The sequence below is a fragment of the Leptospira limi genome (assembly GCF_026151395.1).
In the GTDB taxonomy this organism is placed as follows: domain Bacteria; phylum Spirochaetota; class Leptospiria; order Leptospirales; family Leptospiraceae; genus Leptospira_A; species Leptospira_A limi.
On the sequence record NZ_JAMQPV010000001.1, the window covers coordinates 1,981,476 to 1,997,625 of the forward strand.

Consider the following 16,150-nt stretch of genomic DNA (forward strand, 5'->3'; position numbering starts at 1 on the left):
TCTGTTTAGTATGAAAGACCTCACGGAAAAACAAGAATCTGTTTTACAATACATCTCGGACACGGTCCGAGAAAAGGGATTTCCCCCTACCATCCGTGAGATTGGTGACCAATTTGGAATTACTGCAAAGGGTGCTTACGACCACCTAAAGGCAATTGAAAAAAAGGGTTATATCCGCACTTCCAAAAACCAAAGCCGTGCCATCGAACTTTTGAAAGGAAATGCCGACGAAGCTCTCCTTGTTCGTGCTTCTGGTATCCCTCTCCTTGGCCAAGTCGCAGCAGGAAATCCCATCCTTGCGGAAGAAAACATTGAAGAATACATTGCCGTCCCAGATGATTTGGCAACAAAACCGGGAACCTTTGCCTTAAAAGTAAAAGGTGATTCCATGGTGGAAGCAGGGATCAGTGATGGGGACATTGCCATCATCCAGAAAAAAGATACGGCAAGGAATGGCGAAATTGTTGTGGCCATGATTGATAATGAAGCCACTCTTAAGGTGTTTTACAAAGAACCAGACATGATCCGACTAGAACCTCGGAACGCAAAACTCAAACCCATTCGCACAAAGAAAGCAACGATAATTGGAAAACTCATAGGTCTCTATCGTATTTACTGATTGACCAAGAGTAGGTTTCCTTTGATCCTAGAAGGGATGTCGAAACATCTCTTCTCACTCGCCTGTATCACACTCTCCCTTTTCCTTGTCAGTTGTGCTCCCAAAAAACAAGAAATCAATGCTTATGATTTAAAACGTGTTTTGGAACGATTTGCTCAAAATCGAATCCAAACGGGACTGATGGCAGATACCAAACGACCAACTCCATCAGACGTGCAACTATTCGAAGAAGCATGTGATGTGTATCGTTTGTCTGTCCCTGAGGCAAAAGAAATGTTAAAACAAGAGAATCAGGCATTATACGAGTCAATTTATGGAAATGAATAAAGTGAAATTTTCAGAACGTTTTTTGTGGTTAAGTGTCACCTTGTCTCTGTTAGGAATTGTTTTTTTCCTCAGCATTGAAAAAGTAAAAGCCATTTCTTCTGATGGTGAAAAATACCTACAAATCTTACATGAAGTTGTTGCTTATATCGAAAACGACTTTGTGGAACCCCAAGAAGAGAAAAAAATATACATTGGAGCGATCCAAGGTGCCTTACATAGTTTAGGTGACCCACACACTCGTTTTATCGATGTAGATGAATTTAAAGAACTTCAAAACGAAACCAAAGGGAGTTTTGGTGGCATTGGTGTCGAACTCAACTACCAAGAAAATGCATTTGTCATTGTAGCACCGATTGAAGGAACTCCTGCTTGGAAGGCTGGACTTTTGCCACAGGACAAAATCATTGAAATCAATGGAAAACCAGTAAAATCATTATCCCAATCAGAATCATTTGCCATGATGCGAGGCGATGTGGGAACTTCGATTTCCATGAAAATTGAAAGGAAAGGATTAAAAGAGCCTTTTGTTGTCAATTTAGTGAGAGAACTCATCCAAATTCGTTTTTTACGTTCCTTTTACCTTCCTGAAAAAGAAACCGGTTACATCAAACTCGTTCAGTTTATGGGGAAGGATACAGGCAAAGAGTTTGCAGCTGCAGTTAAAAACTTAAAAGACTCAGGTGCCAAAAAACTTGTCATCGACCTTCGAATGAATCCAGGTGGACTCCTTGATTTAGCAATTGATTTAGCAGATTTGTTCCTTCCTCCCAATTCAGACATTGTTTCTGTAAAAGGAAGAGGGGGAGTTCTCATTAAAAGTTTTAAATCGGAAAATCGTGATTTAAAATTCCTGGATTTGCCTATTGCCATTTTGGTCAATGGTGGGTCTGCGAGTGCATCCGAAATTTTAGCTGGAGCTTTAAAAGACAACAAACGAGCGTTAATAGTTGGAACTCAGAGTTTTGGAAAAGGAAGTGTTCAGTCTATTATTCCTTTATCCTTTGGCGCTGGTGTTGCGATCACAATTCAAAAATACTATACACCATCAGGGATTTCCATCCATGGAATAGGAATCACTCCAGACCATGTCATCAATCCAGTTTCTGCCAATGAAGACGAAAAGTATGCATTGGAAAAACTATTTAAGAAAAACTTAATACGACCTTTTTTAGAATCTCATTCCGAATTTAATGATACCTCAATCACCGATTTTAAAGAGATCCTTAAAAAGGAAAATTTGAAGATTTCAGATTCTGTGATACGTATATTTTTATTCAATGAAATGAGAATGGGTTCTTCCCAATCAAAACCAAGACTTGACTTGGACATTCAATTATCAGAAGCAATTAACCTATTGAAATAAATGGTTTATGGAATTGGGATTGAATCCAGTTGTGATGAAACTTCAATTGCCATTGTCAAAGATGGCAAAGAATTAGTTTCACTCAAAGTATACAGCCAAATTGAAACCCATTCTCCTTATCGGGGAGTGGTTCCTGAAATTGCCTCTCGCGCACATTTGGAAAAAATAAATTCACTTCTTTCAGTTTGTATGGAAGAAGCAAATTTGAAGTTCTCTGATTTGCAATATGTTGCTGTGACAGGTTATCCAGGTCTTGTTGGGTCTCTTATGATTGGAGCACAACTGGCCAGGTGTATCTCACTTGTGCATTCCATCCCCATTGTTCTTGTGAACCATTTAGAGGCACACTTAACGGTGATTGGACTCGAAAATGATTTGCCCGCATTCCCGTGGTTAGGTGTCCTACTTTCGGGCGGGAATACATCCATTTACATCTATAAAGGTTTTGGCCATTTGGAATTACTTGCCGATACAAGGGATGATTCTCTTGGGGAAGCGTTTGATAAGGTCAGTGCCATTTTGGGTTTACCTTACCCAGGTGGTCCCATCATTGAAAAAATGGCATCTTCCTATGAAATTCCCAAAGGAGAAAAAAGTCCCCTTCCAAAGTTATTAAAAGAAGACACACCGGATACCATTCGATTCTCCTACAGCGGTTTAAAAACAGCAGTACTGTATTACCTGAAGTCTCTAACAGGCACAGCTCCCATTGAAAAAATTGCTTACTATTTTCAAAAAACAGCCTTTGAATTAGTGGTACGAAATATAACAAAAGCGATCGAAAAAACCCAAATCAAAACAGTTGTTGCCGCCGGGGGAGTGCTCGCGAATGAAACACTTAGGTCTACCCTCCAATTGGAAGCTCAAAATCGAGCGTTTCGATTGTATTACCCCCAAAAAAAAATTTACTGCACGGATAACGGAGCGATGGTGGCATGTCTTGGATACCATTTTTGGAAAGAAAAAAAATTTGTAGGACTCGATTTTAAAGTCAGTCCAAAACGAAACTTTGAACAAATACTATGAAACTAAAATTAACTTGGATCCCCAATACATTAACCCTCGGAAACCTTACTTTAGGTTTTGTTTCCATGTTACTTGTCTCTGAGACAAACCCAAACCAACCAAATGCACATGAATTGTATTCCTTAGCAGGAGTATTTATCATCTTAGCTGCGTTATTCGATGGTTTTGATGGAATGGCTGCGAGAGCTCTCAATTGTACGAGTGAACTCGGAGCTGATTTAGATAGTCTTGCAGACCTTACCACATTCGGAATTGCACCTGGTTTTTTAGCGTATAAAATGTTCTTTTTTGATATCAAACTCGATATCTTTGATAAACCAGATTATCTGCCACTTGGAATGTTCATCGCGGCATTGTATCCTATTTGTGCTGCCTACCGATTGGCAAGGTTCAATGTTGCACATGATCCAAAGTCGTTTAATGGACTCCCTTCTCCTGTGGCAGGTGTTGTGATTGGAATTTTCCCTCTAGTTTTTTCGGTATCCCAAGTGCCGTTATGGACTGCTGTTACCTTTTTTGTGATCACAGCATTACTTATGGTTTCCACATTACGATACAGCAAACCCCAGGTGGCAATGCGTGGACTTTTTTCTTGGAAAAAATTAGGCATAAGCCTCTTTGGTTTGGGACTCATTTTGTTTGCTATTGGATTTTACCGATGGCCCTATGTTATGTATGGTGCAGTTGGATTTTATGTATTTTCGGGGATAGTATCTTTCCTCATCCAAACCATCCAAGACTACCGAGTGTAATTCATTCGACTTGGAAAATTTCTAATAAATTTGCGACACTAAAAATGGTTCTGATTTCACTCGAGAGATGGACCATTTTTACTTTTTTGTTTTTTTCTTTTGTCCAACTATAAGTGTGAAGTAGGATTCCGATTCCCGACGAATCCAGATACGTTAAATGTTGGAAATCGAAAACCAGTTCTGTGACCGAATCTGAATCGATCAATTCCTTAATATCCGATTTTAATTTGGGTGTGTCCCTTAATGATAAGGAACCATTCAGATCGATGATGGCTTTTGAATTCTCTCGTTTGATTTCGAATTGAAACATAACTTCAGTTAAGACAACATCTGAAAGAGGAAATACAATCAAAAAACGTTTGATTTTTCCAAAAAGGACTCTAGAAAAAGAGCAATGAAAATTAAGTTTTGGGGTGTTCGAGGTTCCATAGGTTCACCCATCCGGCCAGAAAACGTAAAACATAAAATCGAAAAAATTCTCTCTTTGGCAAGTCCAACCGACATCCAAAACGAACAAAGTATTCATAGTTTTTTAAATTCGCTAAGTTTTTCCTCATCTTCGACTTACGGTGGTAATACGACTTGTGTTGAAATTCGTGACAAAGAGGGAACTCTCATCATCATCGATGGTGGGACTGGATTACGGGAACTTGGAAACCAAATGATGTCATCCCAATTTGGAAAGGGAGTGGGGCATGCCTATTGGATACTCACTCATACACATTGGGACCATATCCAAGGTATACCTTTTTTTATTCCTCTGTTTTTGCCGGGAAATCATTTTGAGTTCATTTCGTCCATGAGTGATGCAGAAAAAAGATTAGAACACCAATTTGTATTCACACATTTTCCTGTTTCCTTTGATCATTATGCTGCTAAAAAAACCTTTCAATTCATCGAAGAAGGAGAGGTTGTTTCCCTTGGCCCAAACATCCAGGCTTTTAGTAAAGCAGTGCGCCATCCTGGTGGGAGTTTTTCCTATCGGTTTACAGAAGATGGGAAATCGATCATCTTTGCATCCGATGCTGAGTTTAACTTAGAAGAAATGGAAAACATCGATACTTACATCGATTATTTCCGAGATGCAGATGTTTTAGTTTTTGATACACAATATACATTTGAAGAATCATTACAAAAAATTGATTGGGGCCATAGTTCGGCATCCATTGCCACAGACATTGCCCTTCGGGCAAAAGTAAAAAAACTAGTGATGTTCCACCATGATCCTTCTTATGATGATGAGAAGTTAGATTTGGTATACTTACGTGCGTTAAAGTATAAAGAGATGTTTGATCCACATGGAAAATTAGAAATCATTATGGCTTATGAAGGTTTGGAAATAGAGGTATAAAATGGCAAAAAAAAATTACATCATCGGGATTGATGCGGGGACAACTGGGATTCGAACATTTTGTTTTAATGACAAAGGGAAAGTGATTTCGTCTGCTTACCAAGAATTCAAACAATACTATCCAAAACCAGGTTGGGTCGAACATGACCCAGAAGAGATCTGGCAAAAAACACAAAAACTTATCGCCCTTGCGATCAAAAACGGAAAACTAAATCCCAAAGATGCGATTGCGATTGGTATCACAAACCAAAGAGAGACATCTGTTGTTTGGGATAAAAAAACGGGAAAACCAGTTTATAATGCGATCGTATGGCAATGCCGTAGGACATCGGATATCTGTAAGGATTTAAAAAAACAAAGTTTAGATTCTAACTTTCGTAACAAAACAGGACTTGTGCTCGATGCTTATTTCTCAGGAACCAAAATCCAATGGATCCTCGATAATGTTAAAGGAGCAAGAGAAAGGGCCGAACGAGGAGACCTTCTATTTGGAACCATCGATACTTGGTTATTGTACAAACTCACAGGTCACAAAGAACACAAAACCGATCATACGAATGCATCCCGTACTTTACTCTTCAATATCCAAACCAAGGAATGGGACGAAGAACTTTGTAAGATCCTAAAAGTTCCTATGTCAATGTTACCCAAGGCATACAATTCCAAAAATCTATTTGGTTTTACTTCCAATGTTAAATCCATCCCAGATGGAATTCCAATCTCTTCCCTTGTGGGTGACCAACAAGGTGCCCTTTTTGGGCAGCTCTGTACAGAACCAGGGGAAGCCAAAAACACTTATGGAACAGGATGTTTTTTACTCTTCAATGTGGGGGATGAATTTCGAATTTCGAACCAAGGCCTTATCACCACACTGGCTCTCGGTCCTGAAGGGAAAACAGTGTATTGTTTAGAAGGATCCGTATTTATTGGAGGAGCTGTTGTTCAATTCCTAAGGGACAATTTAGAATTTTTTAAATATTCCAAGGATTCCGAAAAATTGGTGAAGTCCATTAAAACAAAAGATGATGTTGTTTTTGTTCCTGCCTTTGCGGGACTTGGTGCTCCGCATTGGGACCAAGAGGCACGCGGAGCCATCTTTGGACTCTCTCGTGACACAACACCTGCCCAGATCACAAGGGCTGCTTTAAAAGCAATCGCCTTACAATCCTATGAACTAGCCAATGCTATGGAAAAGGAAACGGGAAAACCACTGAAGTTTTTACGAGTAGATGGTGGGGCAACTTCGAATGCATGGCTTATGCAATTCCAAGCAGACATCTTAGGAACAAAAGTCATCCGACCAAAAAACGTGGATACGACGGTTCTTGGTGCTGCCTACTTAGCTGGTCTTGAACGAGGGTTTTTCAAATCAGTAGCCCACCTACGCAAAGAAGAAACCAAAACCACTCAGTTCACACCCAAAATGAAAGATGCAGAACGAAAAGAAGAAATAGATAAATGGAATTCTGCAATTGCTAGGGTGAAAACAGGAAACTAATTAGTAATCAAACCATAACAGTGAAAATTCAAAACATTGTTTTGGTTTGGTAATCCCAGCACCTACAAGGAATAAACCTGTTTCATAATAGGGAATTTCAAGGATGAGGTCCTTCGGCAATCGATGGAATTCCTTTGTTTCGATTTCTTTTCGTGTGATGAAAAAATCAAATCGCATGGTATCAATCCATTCTTTAGTTTTGAAAAATAGTTTGGTTTTTGTTTTTCCATAAAATTCTAAAAACTCACCACACACACAAAAATCAAATCGTTTGGAATCCTCAAACAGGATGGTTTCTTTCGCATTTTCTTCCCCATCTTCTCGGTACGTGAGGATGGTTCCTTCTTCATAATACAAATTCCTTGCAAATTGTTTGTAGAGTTCTGATTCGATGATGGATATTAAATCTTCCCCTTCTGGTGGTTTGACTTTCGGTGCGGATTCAATTTGTTTCATTTTGTTTTTGGAAATGGATCTTCGAATCACTGCTAAAACAGGTGGAGAAAGTTTGGGTAAAATAAAATGGAAATACCTTTCATCGTGTGTTCGTAGTATCTCCTGTAAAAAGAGTCCATGGATGAGGGGAATGAGTTCTACCGTGAACATTTGTTTGATTAAAAAATATGCAAAATCTGTTTCAAACCGAAAGAGGTTCGTTACAATTTTTAATTCTTCTTCTTTGGTTCCCGAATAAAGGATCGCAACCAAACGATTGAGGTAGAGTTTACTTTTTTTGTCCATATACAAGGAATCAATTTCCTTTAGCACCATGGATTCATCATACTCTGGGTTTACGATGTCTCGTAGAGATAGGTATTTTGTTTGGTTGAACTTGTCTCGTTTACTTCGTACCAACTCTGATTTGGTTTGTTTCATTCCACCAATCTTACGTTTGGTGGGAAAAAACCCAGGTTTTGTTTTTTGGAAAAAATCCGTTTTTTGGTCGGGGCTATTGTAGTAGGGTGGGGTAGAGACAGCTATCCTTTCATAGGTTTGGCGGGCATAGTGAAGTTTGTATAAAAAACGAGGGAATACAATAGGATCAGTGGATACAGAAGGGAGTGTTGGGATTTTTTTTATGGGAATGGGGTAAAAGGGATCAGGTGACGCCACAAAACGGGCAACAGAATCCAAATCGGCTAGATAAAAATGGTAATTGTAACCTTGGTGGTAAATCAAACAGGAGGGGATTTTTTTAATTTCTTTTGGATACGAATGCGAAAGTGTTCCCAGTTGTAATCTTTTTTCAAAATTTCCAATTCCTGGTCCACACCAAAACGCATAAAGTCAAAGATCTCTTCGTGTTCCATCCCAACCACAATCGAAAGGTCTTGGATTACCCTTTGCAAACGCCTTGCATCTCTATCACTTAAGGAAAATGTTTCTAAGAGTTTTTGTTCAAATTCAGTGAGTTGGATCAAAATCTTCCTAAAACGCAGCCACTAGGATGGTTTCGATTTCATTTTTCGGAAGTTCTCTTGGAAGACAATCAAGAAATGAATACGTGGCAGCTAGTGTCGCAATCCCAGGTAAGTCGATTTTTTTCACTTCATACTCAGAGAGACGTTGTGGTATCCGTAACTCAAGATAAATTTTTCGGATCCCTTCCACTGCTTTGATCGCCGCTTCGATGACAGAAATGTTTGTCACATCTTCGTCGAGGGCTCTTGCGATCATTACATACTTACCTGCAGAAGAAGTCAGGTTGTATTCCATGACGTGTGGGAGTAGAATCGACATACTTTGAAAAATATCTAAATTGGTAACAGTTGTGACTGCCAAAGAAAGTGCATAACACAAACCAAGGCTACTTGTGGATTGTGCAATCCCTGCAAGTAAACTTGCCGCATAAATGGAGTTTTTCGGTCCTAAGTTTCTTGGTTCTCGAATGGCAGGTACAATGTTTTTGGAAATGAGTTCGATCGAACGTAACGCAGTAGAAGAAGTGATTTCGTTTGCATACTTTGAAAGAATGCTATCGACTGCTGCTGATAAAATGGAGATTCCAGTTTTTGCCGTCTCCGAACTTGACATACCAGCTCCAATTTTAGGATCAGAAACAATGAGTTCTGGGAAAGCCCATTCATGAGCGAAGTACTTTCTGTTTTTGTCTTTGTCGTCTACAATGGAAAAAAATGGAGAACATTCATTTCCGAGTAGGGGTTTTGTAGGCACAACCACAAGAGGTAATCCCTTTTTTTTCGGTTGTTTTCTTCCAACTAAAAGTTCTTCCGCAAACAAATCGTTTGTTGCGAGTAGAGATGCCGCTTTACCAGCGTTCATCGATTCAAAGGAACCATAAGCTACAACACAATCAGCATTGGAGATTCGTAAAAAATGAGCACAAGTATCCAAGTCTTTGAAATGAACACGGTCAACGATGTCGTCATAAATGATTACACCTTCTGCGTGTTTTTCCAAACTTGTTTTGATGATGGAAAGTTCTTCTGAGTTCTCTAACTCTTTTTGTGTGGTGATGAGTACAACTCTTGATCCAATGTTTTTGACAAAGGAACCGAGTTTATAACCACAATCGATTTCGAAATGTATTTTTGGAGGAAATTGAAAATTGATCCATTCGGGGAGAACTGGCATAATGATCCCCTAACTATGAATAAGCGAAGCGTGAGAAATCCTCGGAGAGGACAATAAAAAAGGATCCCTCACCACCTGTCCTTTTTACTGTTGTCCGAGGAAAGACGTTGCAATTTGGTCGGAAATTTTATCTAACATCTCTGGTGAAAGAGTGTCATAGTCTCCGTTTTTCAATCGTTCTTTGATCGCTTTGATTTTTTCAGTGCGATCCTCTTCTGGAGGAGCTTGAACAATTTGTTTTGCAATTTGTTTTACTTCTGCTTGGAGTTTTGCTTCCGAAGCAATTTTTTTAGCCGCATCGGAGATCGAAATTGTATCTACCGGTGTTTGGGATTCTGTTTCCTTTGGCCCTTGTGGTTTTTTAGGTTCGTAACCGTAACCACCAACTCGACCTACTTTATCGATGTTCATATATTTAGTCCTCTTCCTACATCACATATCGGAGGAATCTGAATTTCCCTTAAGTGATTTTTTTCGATGGTTTAAGAGAAATACAAATTCTCCCTTCGCATTGGGCGGTTTTTCTGCCAATTCCCTAGGATTTGCATAATAAAGTACCTCTTCGAAGGCCTTTGTCAACTCCCTTCCCACAAGGACCTCTGTTTCAGGGTACAATTCCTCGAGGAGAGGATACAATCTTGGGAGTTTGTGGACAGATTCATAGAAGACAATCAGTCCTTCGATTTCCTTCGCCTTCTCTAATTCTCGGCGTTTTTTACTCGGTTTTTCAGAGAGAAAACCTAAAAAATAAGTAGGATTCACTTGGAACCCAGAAACTGAGAGTAACGCAGTTAAGGCGGAAGCACCTGGAACAGGAATGATCGGAATTCCATTTTCCCTGGCGGTTCGAACCATTTGGCTTCCTGGATCGGATACACCAGGAGTTCCTGCATCAGAAACGAGAGCCATGGATTTCCCTTTTTTCAACTGGTCGAGGACATTGGCATAAGGGGATTCGGAGTGGTCTTTGTAAAGGGCAAGGACTGGAGTCACAATCCCGAGTTTGTGAAAGAGAGACTTTGTTTCCTTTGTGGATTCACAAAGCACAAGTTCCACTTCTTTGAAAATTTCAATGGCACGAAGGGTGATGTCTCCCATATTCCCAATGGGAGTTGCCACTACATATAAATTTCCGGATTCGCGTTTATGGGCCAACGTACTGGCACCCAGGAGGAGATTGTCCCGCAGGACAAGTACAACCCAAATCGTTATTCCCCTTGGTGCAAGGGTTACAGGCAGTTCCTAACGCACAGGACGACGGAGTCGTACAAGCAGGATTGGAACAGGTAGTAGTATTACAACCTACACCAACAGAACAAAGGGTCTGGATGTCATTCACTCGGTTGGGAATGGCACATGTGCTCACAGATGCGGATGGGTTGGAAATGAGACCCCCTGTCAGCATGGCACGTAAAGTGAAGTTGTAGATTTGGCATTTTTGGAAAAATTCAGTCCCAGGAGGTGGCACGGCAAACCGAATCCGTTTGGCTATGATCCGACTAGAAGAAGTGGAAGCTTCATAGGGCAAATGAGGGAAACTGGGTTGTACCCCATCTTCTAACCATTCTCCTTGGACGGTTTGGATGATCCCAGGGAATGCGGTTGTCACATACAAATTATAGCCAACAAACTGTGGTTCCCTGTTTGTTACATAGTATTTCAAAATGTATTCAGGTCTAGGGTCGGCATTATAATTGAGAATATCAGTTTGGAAGTCGTTTGTGATATTACTATTCACGGCGACTACGGAAAGGAGCTGTGGGACATTGGGTGGCACCAAAAATACAAATGGGGCTACCGGGGTGTCTGTGTTCACTCCGCAATGAAAAAAAGAGAGAAAAGATACGCAGATATAGTAAATTGGATGTAAAGAGGGAAAACGCATTCTATTTCTCGTTTCCCTTCCAAGTTTTCAGGAATTCAATCTATGGGAATCCAAAAAAAATTACTCTTTGTCTCCATTTCCCTCATTGGGCTTTTTTTTCTCATCCTCCTTATGCTCGGTGGAGAGGATGAAGACGAGATCCGTCGTAAAAAAGAAAAAGGTTCTGTTGCGCTTTCCTTCTTAGGTGGTGGGCCATCGAACCCAAAGGGGACAAACCGACTCGGGGTTCGTGGGGAAGAATCCGGATCCATCTTCGATTCCGATTATTATAATGCGGGTGGGATGCGGTATGAAGACGACCCAAATATTGCGGCTGGAGAATCGGGTGAAATTCCAATCAACCCACAAACAGGGAAACCCTATCCTCCTGAGGCAATGCAAGCCTTTGAGGAATTAAGAGAACAATTCCCAGACAATGACCTCATTCCCAAACGAATGACGGCAGAAGAAAAGAAAAAACAAACTGAATTCAATCAGAAACTCACTAGAGCCACAAACTCTGTGTTTGGTGGCAATGCGAATGCTTCTGATTTAACTACGTATTACGGTCATGTTCGGAAACAAGGAAAGGATCGACTAGAGATCATCAATTATCTCATCGAATCACAAGGTGGGGATGATCCTGAAATGGATAAAAAGTTCCAGGAAATTTTAAAAAACATCCAATTCCAAAACGAACAAATCGAAAAAGAAGCAGCGAGTGCCTATGAAAAAGCGGGACTTCCGCCACCTACTTAAGTTTCGTTCGAAAGGATTGGATACCGGTAACTCGATTTAGGATCAAGTCCATACTCATCCAAATGGAAAGAGGGAGGGAGCCTTTCTCTTTTCCATTGGGAAATTCCAAATAGTTTTTTGAATTTTTGTACAAAACTGAATAATTTGTCTTGTGGTTCCCAAGGGAATTCTCTTTTTAATTCTTCCAAAACATTAAATTCATCCATTCCCAAATACACCAATTTCCGTTCAATGGAATTGAGGATGGGATATGGCATGAGATCTTTTTCGTCTTCTTGGTGTTCGGCGAGAGGTTTCAGTTCCGCAGTTGGTTTTGTATTTCGTAACATCTGAATGGAATGTTTGGGAGTGATGTATCGATTGTTTCCCTTTTGGATATCATCTAACCAATCAAGTAAAAATTCCTTACTCACACCTGCAAGGGGAGCTATGGATCCCGAAGAATCTCCATCCATTGTTGTGTAACCAACAGCTGCTTCACTTCTATTCCCTGTGGAGAGTAGGAGATGTCCATTTAAGTTTGCAAGTAACCAAATGAGAGGAGAACGAACCCTTGCTTGGATGTTTTGTAAGGCTAAGTCATGTTCTTTCCAAGTGAGTTTGGTTCCTTTTACTGATTCAATGATGGAAACAGAACTGGAAACAATTTCATCAATGGATATGGAATGGTATTCACATCCCAATTCTTCACTTAAGGTTTTTGCAATTTCTTCAGTAATGGGTGAATTATTCTTTGTTTTTTGGTACAAAGTAACTAGTAGATTTTTCTCCATTAACCCTAGTTTGGTGAAAACGGATTCACCATTTTCTTCTTTGGCAATGGTTACCATGGTGGAGACAAGTAAGGCACAGGTTGCACTATCAGCTCCACCAGAAAGCGAAAGTGTATACCCTTTTGTTTTGGATTTTCGTAAATAGTCAAATAATCCCAGACAAACCGCTTTTGTGAATTCTTCAAAATGACTTAAGGATTCTGCCGAAACCGTATTCGCTAACTTCTCTTCCCCACGTTTGTCTACAATTTGGAAAAACTCTCTAGATTCTTTCACATGTTGTCCCTTTGGTTTTAAGGAGATTGTGGTGAATTCGTCTCCATTGGGATTGGGACTTGGTTCTCGTAAATTCCTCGCTTTGGATGCCCTGGTTTCATTTGGATCGAAGGAAATACTGGTGATGGCAAAGGGAGTGAAGTGTAATCTTGGACCTTCTTTTAAGAGGGAACCACAAGAGGAAAAAAATGCCCCTCCTTCAAAGATGATCCTTCCCGATTCATTCCCACAGAGGTTGGTAAATACTTGTAAATTGTTTTGGTTACGGCTTGTTTCTTTAAAAATTTGCCTACGAGTATTTTGTTTTCCCATCGCAAAATGGGAAGCACCTGGTGAAAGGATCACATCCACACCCGATAAATTATAAAACATAGATGGTTTGAGTGTTGACCAACTGTCTTCACAAATTTCAATCGCGAACGTGAAGTTTTTCATGGAAAACAAAAAATGACCAAACGGTATTTCTGCATCACCGATTGTGATTCGTTTGTTTGTAAAGGATTGAGGTGAGTGGAACCATCGACGTTCATAGTGTACGCCTGTATTTGCCAAATTGAATTTTGGTACAAGGGCCTGGATTTTGCCATCGTATAAAACCGCCATACAGTTGTACAAAAAGGAATCCACAAAAATAGGAAGGCCCACCACTACCACTTGTTTGGGCGAAATGGTTTTGAGTTTATTTACAACATCAATTGATTTTTCCCAAAGACTTGGGCGGTAAAACGCATCTTCACAACCATAACCTGAAATACAAAGTTCTGGAAACAGGATGAGATCGGCATCTTCTGATTCTTTGTTTTGGATGGCAGAAACGATACTTTCAAAATTGCCTAAAAAATCAAGTGGGGTTGTATTGAGTGAAACAGCGGCAATTTTAGATTTTGTCATACGGAAAAACTCGGTTATAAATCTTTTCCGATGCACCTCTATTTTCTACAACAAAGTTTCGATTGATACTTCCCATCTTTTCCCTAAGTTCGCTGTTTTTTGTCAGTTCATAAAAATGGGAACAAAAATCTGATTCTGATACCGTTTTGAAAAGACCACCTAATTCTTGCATAACGAGTGCTTCTGGTGCGTTTTGGATTCTTGGACCTGTGATGATGGGAAGGCCTAAGGCAGCAGGTTCAATGGTATTGTGGATTCGGTTGTGAAAACCACCACCTACGTAAGCAAAACTAGCATATCGATACGCAAAAGCAAGAATCCCTAAAAGATCAAAAAGTAAAAATTTAGGAAGTGGTTCATTTTCTTTTAATTCAGAAAAAACTGTGACTGACCCATAACGTTGCAGTTTAGCTTTCCATTCTAACATCCGTTTGGATTCCCATTGGTGAGGGAATATCCAATAGGAATGATTGTCTGCATGTGTTTCTAAATAGTTTAAAAAATATGACTCACAGATTGGATACGTGGAACCAAGGATCACTGGTTTGTTTGTTAAAAGATACTCTTTTTGTTTTTGTACGAATTCAGTAAAAATTGGATTTGGAAATTTTGTTTCCAATTTATTCCAAACCGACTCAAACCTTGTGTCTCCTAAAACTAAAAAGTCAGAGTCTGTGGAAACCAAACCTTCAAATTCCTTGGCCATCAATTGGTGGCTTGGATAAATTCCAGAAAGGTATTGGAAGGAAGATTTGGTGAGAAGGCGAACCAATGGATTTTTCCTGGAAGACTGGGAAGACAAACTAGCACAACAAAGATAGGATTTTGTTCCAAACTGATTGGCTTTTTTTAAAAGATTGGGCCATGTATCCCAAGCCATGATGAATAAATATTTGGGTCGAAATTGTTTGAAGATTTTATTATAAGCAAACGGTAAGTCAAAAGGCAAATAAAAGTAACAGTTTGCCAATGGGTCCAAAAAAGCAGATTCTTTTACGGAAGAGGAAAACACGGATTGGATGATAAATACTTCAGGCCGATGCCGGCGTATGGTTTCCGCTAATGCTTTTGCTTGGTCAAGTTCACCTACACTTGCCGAATGGAACCAGATCACAGTTTTACCATTGGGTGGATTTTTGTACAGAGAATCCAGAGAACGTTTCCGTTTGGAAATCTCAGTTCGGATTTTTTTGGAGAAGAGGGATACGAATTTTAATAAGATCCAAATTTTGAATAATAGAATGTTGTAAAAAAAATATACCATTTAGCGTTTGTTACCCCAAGTATCATTTACTTCCGAACCTGGATAACTAAAAGTACGTTTATCAATCACAAAACAAAGATTATCAAAATACAAATGGAACTCACCTTTTTTTTGAGAAGCCAAACTTTTTAATCGAAAGGATGAAAACGAGATAGGAAACGACATCGATTGGATGAGCCTCGTATTTTCTTTTGGCAAAGTGATTTTAAATTCAAGCCTTCGCCAACCTACAAAATTGAGAGTTCCCAAATCAAAATACAAGTCCTTCGATTTTTTTTGTGAGAGTCCCATACTCAAATTGATATGATGACCTTCAGAATACACCCAAAGGATCCCTTGGATGGGCATCCCTAATGGGAGAAGGACTGGTTCTTTTGGTCTGATTTCCCAATGGTCAAGTCGTGGGTTTTCTACATAACTTTGTAATAGGAAACTGGTTTGGTTTTGTAAGTTGGGATAACCTGATTCTTTTAGTAATTTTGTTTCTTCTAAAAACGCATCTGATTTGGCAACGGAGGCGGCAAATTGTGTTTCGGCCAAAAAGGAATCCACACGGTAAAAATCCCATGGCCTTTCGCCTTCAAAGTCTTCGACAAGGTAGAGTAGGTAATGACTGTCCATTGCCAGAGCTGATTTTAAAATCTGGACGCGGCCGAGTTCGTCTGGGTCATGGGGTCTCGGAAGAGACAGAAGACTGGCAAAACTCAGTAAGAAACCTAGAAAGAATGTGATTTTTTTTATGATCTGCATGATTTCTCACTTTTCGAAAGCGCAAAAACGTGTACTCTATCC

Annotated in this window: 18 protein-coding genes; 8 read left to right on the top strand and 10 right to left on the bottom strand. The window is 39.8% G+C overall.

The window, feature by feature from the left end:
- Positions 1 to 10: 10 nt before the first annotated feature.
- The 5 genes from lexA to ND812_RS09080 are packed head-to-tail and all read left to right on the top strand — an operon-like array spanning position 11 to position 4,087.
- A complete protein-coding gene (gene lexA / locus ND812_RS09060) occupies positions 11 to 619 on the top strand; it encodes a transcriptional repressor LexA (protein WP_100718067.1) in 609 nt (202 codons plus the stop codon).
- A gap of 36 nt (positions 620 to 655) precedes the next feature.
- Positions 656 to 946, top strand: coding sequence for an LA_1448 family UV-C exposure upregulated protein (locus tag ND812_RS09065; RefSeq protein ID WP_265375193.1), 291 nt, complete (start codon positions 656 to 658; stop codon positions 944 to 946).
- 1 nt (position 947) lies between these two features.
- Positions 948 to 2,309 (top strand): S41 family peptidase, encoded by a 1,362-nt coding sequence (locus ND812_RS09070; protein ID WP_265375194.1) that lies wholly within the window; start codon positions 948 to 950, stop codon positions 2,307 to 2,309.
- Positions 2,310 to 3,335, top strand: a complete 1,026-nt coding sequence (gene tsaD, locus ND812_RS09075) for a tRNA (adenosine(37)-N6)-threonylcarbamoyltransferase complex transferase subunit TsaD (protein ID WP_265375195.1) — start codon at positions 2,310 to 2,312, stop codon at positions 3,333 to 3,335. It abuts the gene before it with no gap.
- Positions 3,332 to 4,087: a CDP-alcohol phosphatidyltransferase family protein gene (locus ND812_RS09080; RefSeq protein WP_265375196.1), complete on the top strand. Its 756-nt coding sequence runs from the start codon at positions 3,332 to 3,334 to the stop codon at positions 4,085 to 4,087. The genes tsaD and ND812_RS09080 overlap by 4 nt, the downstream gene beginning before the upstream one ends.
- Before the next feature lies 1 nt (position 4,088).
- On the opposite strand, the gene ND812_RS09085 is transcribed toward ND812_RS09080, so the two are convergent.
- The gene (locus tag ND812_RS09085) at positions 4,089 to 4,439 is read right to left on the bottom strand and encodes an STAS domain-containing protein (RefSeq protein WP_265375197.1); all 351 of its coding nucleotides are present in this window, start codon (positions 4,437 to 4,439) and stop codon (positions 4,089 to 4,091) included.
- Positions 4,440 to 4,481: 42 nt separating this feature from the next.
- Between ND812_RS09085 and ND812_RS09090 the strand changes: the two genes are divergently transcribed.
- Positions 4,482 to 5,438, top strand: coding sequence for an MBL fold metallo-hydrolase (locus ND812_RS09090; protein ID WP_265375198.1), 957 nt, complete (start codon positions 4,482 to 4,484; stop codon positions 5,436 to 5,438).
- Position 5,439: 1 nt separating this feature from the next.
- Complete coding sequence (gene glpK, locus ND812_RS09095; RefSeq protein WP_265375199.1) at positions 5,440 to 6,936, top strand: glycerol kinase GlpK; 1,497 nt, start codon at positions 5,440 to 5,442, stop codon at positions 6,934 to 6,936.
- On the opposite strand, the gene ND812_RS09100 is transcribed toward glpK, so the two are convergent.
- The 6 genes from ND812_RS09100 to ND812_RS09125 all read right to left on the bottom strand — a co-directional run bounded on the left by ND812_RS09100 (position 6,937) and on the right by ND812_RS09125 (position 11,416).
- The gene (locus ND812_RS09100; RefSeq protein WP_265375200.1) at positions 6,937 to 8,115 is read right to left on the bottom strand and encodes a flagellar motor switch protein FliG; all 1,179 of its coding nucleotides are present in this window, start codon (positions 8,113 to 8,115) and stop codon (positions 6,937 to 6,939) included.
- Positions 8,112 to 8,357, bottom strand: a complete 246-nt coding sequence (locus ND812_RS09105; protein ID WP_015678800.1) for a hypothetical protein — start codon at positions 8,355 to 8,357, stop codon at positions 8,112 to 8,114. The genes ND812_RS09100 and ND812_RS09105 overlap by 4 nt, the downstream gene beginning before the upstream one ends.
- 7 nt (positions 8,358 to 8,364) lie before the next feature.
- Positions 8,365 to 9,531 carry an iron-containing alcohol dehydrogenase gene (locus tag ND812_RS09110; RefSeq protein ID WP_100718074.1) on the bottom strand — a complete coding sequence of 389 codons (1,167 nt, stop codon included), beginning with the start codon at positions 9,529 to 9,531 and terminating at the stop codon, positions 8,365 to 8,367.
- 84 nt (positions 9,532 to 9,615) lie between these two features.
- Positions 9,616 to 9,942, bottom strand: a complete 327-nt coding sequence (locus ND812_RS09115; protein ID WP_100718075.1) for a flagellar biosynthesis anti-sigma factor FlgM — start codon at positions 9,940 to 9,942, stop codon at positions 9,616 to 9,618.
- A gap of 21 nt (positions 9,943 to 9,963) precedes the next feature.
- Entirely contained in the window at positions 9,964 to 10,686 is a 723-nt protein-coding gene (gene rsmI / locus ND812_RS09120; protein WP_265375201.1) for a 16S rRNA (cytidine(1402)-2'-O)-methyltransferase, read from the bottom strand.
- On the bottom strand, positions 10,676 to 11,416 hold the full coding sequence (locus ND812_RS09125; protein ID WP_265375202.1) for an LIC11073 family putative lipoprotein: 741 nt from the start codon (positions 11,414 to 11,416) through the stop codon (positions 10,676 to 10,678). The genes rsmI and ND812_RS09125 overlap by 11 nt, the downstream gene beginning before the upstream one ends.
- Before the next feature lie 42 nt (positions 11,417 to 11,458).
- Between ND812_RS09125 and ND812_RS09130 the strand changes: the two genes are divergently transcribed.
- Positions 11,459 to 12,154, top strand: coding sequence for an LIC_20245 family lipoprotein (locus ND812_RS09130; RefSeq protein ID WP_265375203.1), 696 nt, complete (start codon positions 11,459 to 11,461; stop codon positions 12,152 to 12,154).
- Here the strand turns inward: ND812_RS09130 and nadE are convergent.
- From nadE to ND812_RS09145, 3 genes are read right to left on the bottom strand one after another with little or no spacing between them, the layout of a single operon-like run.
- A complete protein-coding gene (gene nadE / locus ND812_RS09135; RefSeq protein ID WP_265375204.1) occupies positions 12,151 to 14,094 on the bottom strand; it encodes an NAD(+) synthase in 1,944 nt (647 codons plus the stop codon). The two genes, ND812_RS09130 and nadE, sit on opposite strands and share 4 nt — an antisense overlap.
- Entirely contained in the window at positions 14,081 to 15,358 is a 1,278-nt protein-coding gene (locus ND812_RS09140) for a 3-deoxy-D-manno-octulosonic acid transferase (protein ID WP_265375205.1), read from the bottom strand. Before ND812_RS09140 ends, nadE begins: the two co-directional genes overlap by 14 nt.
- Positions 15,359 to 16,108 carry a flagellar filament outer layer protein FlaA gene (locus tag ND812_RS09145; RefSeq protein ID WP_265375206.1) on the bottom strand — a complete coding sequence of 250 codons (750 nt, stop codon included), beginning with the start codon at positions 16,106 to 16,108 and terminating at the stop codon, positions 15,359 to 15,361.
- Between the last annotated feature and the right edge of the window lie 42 nt (positions 16,109 to 16,150).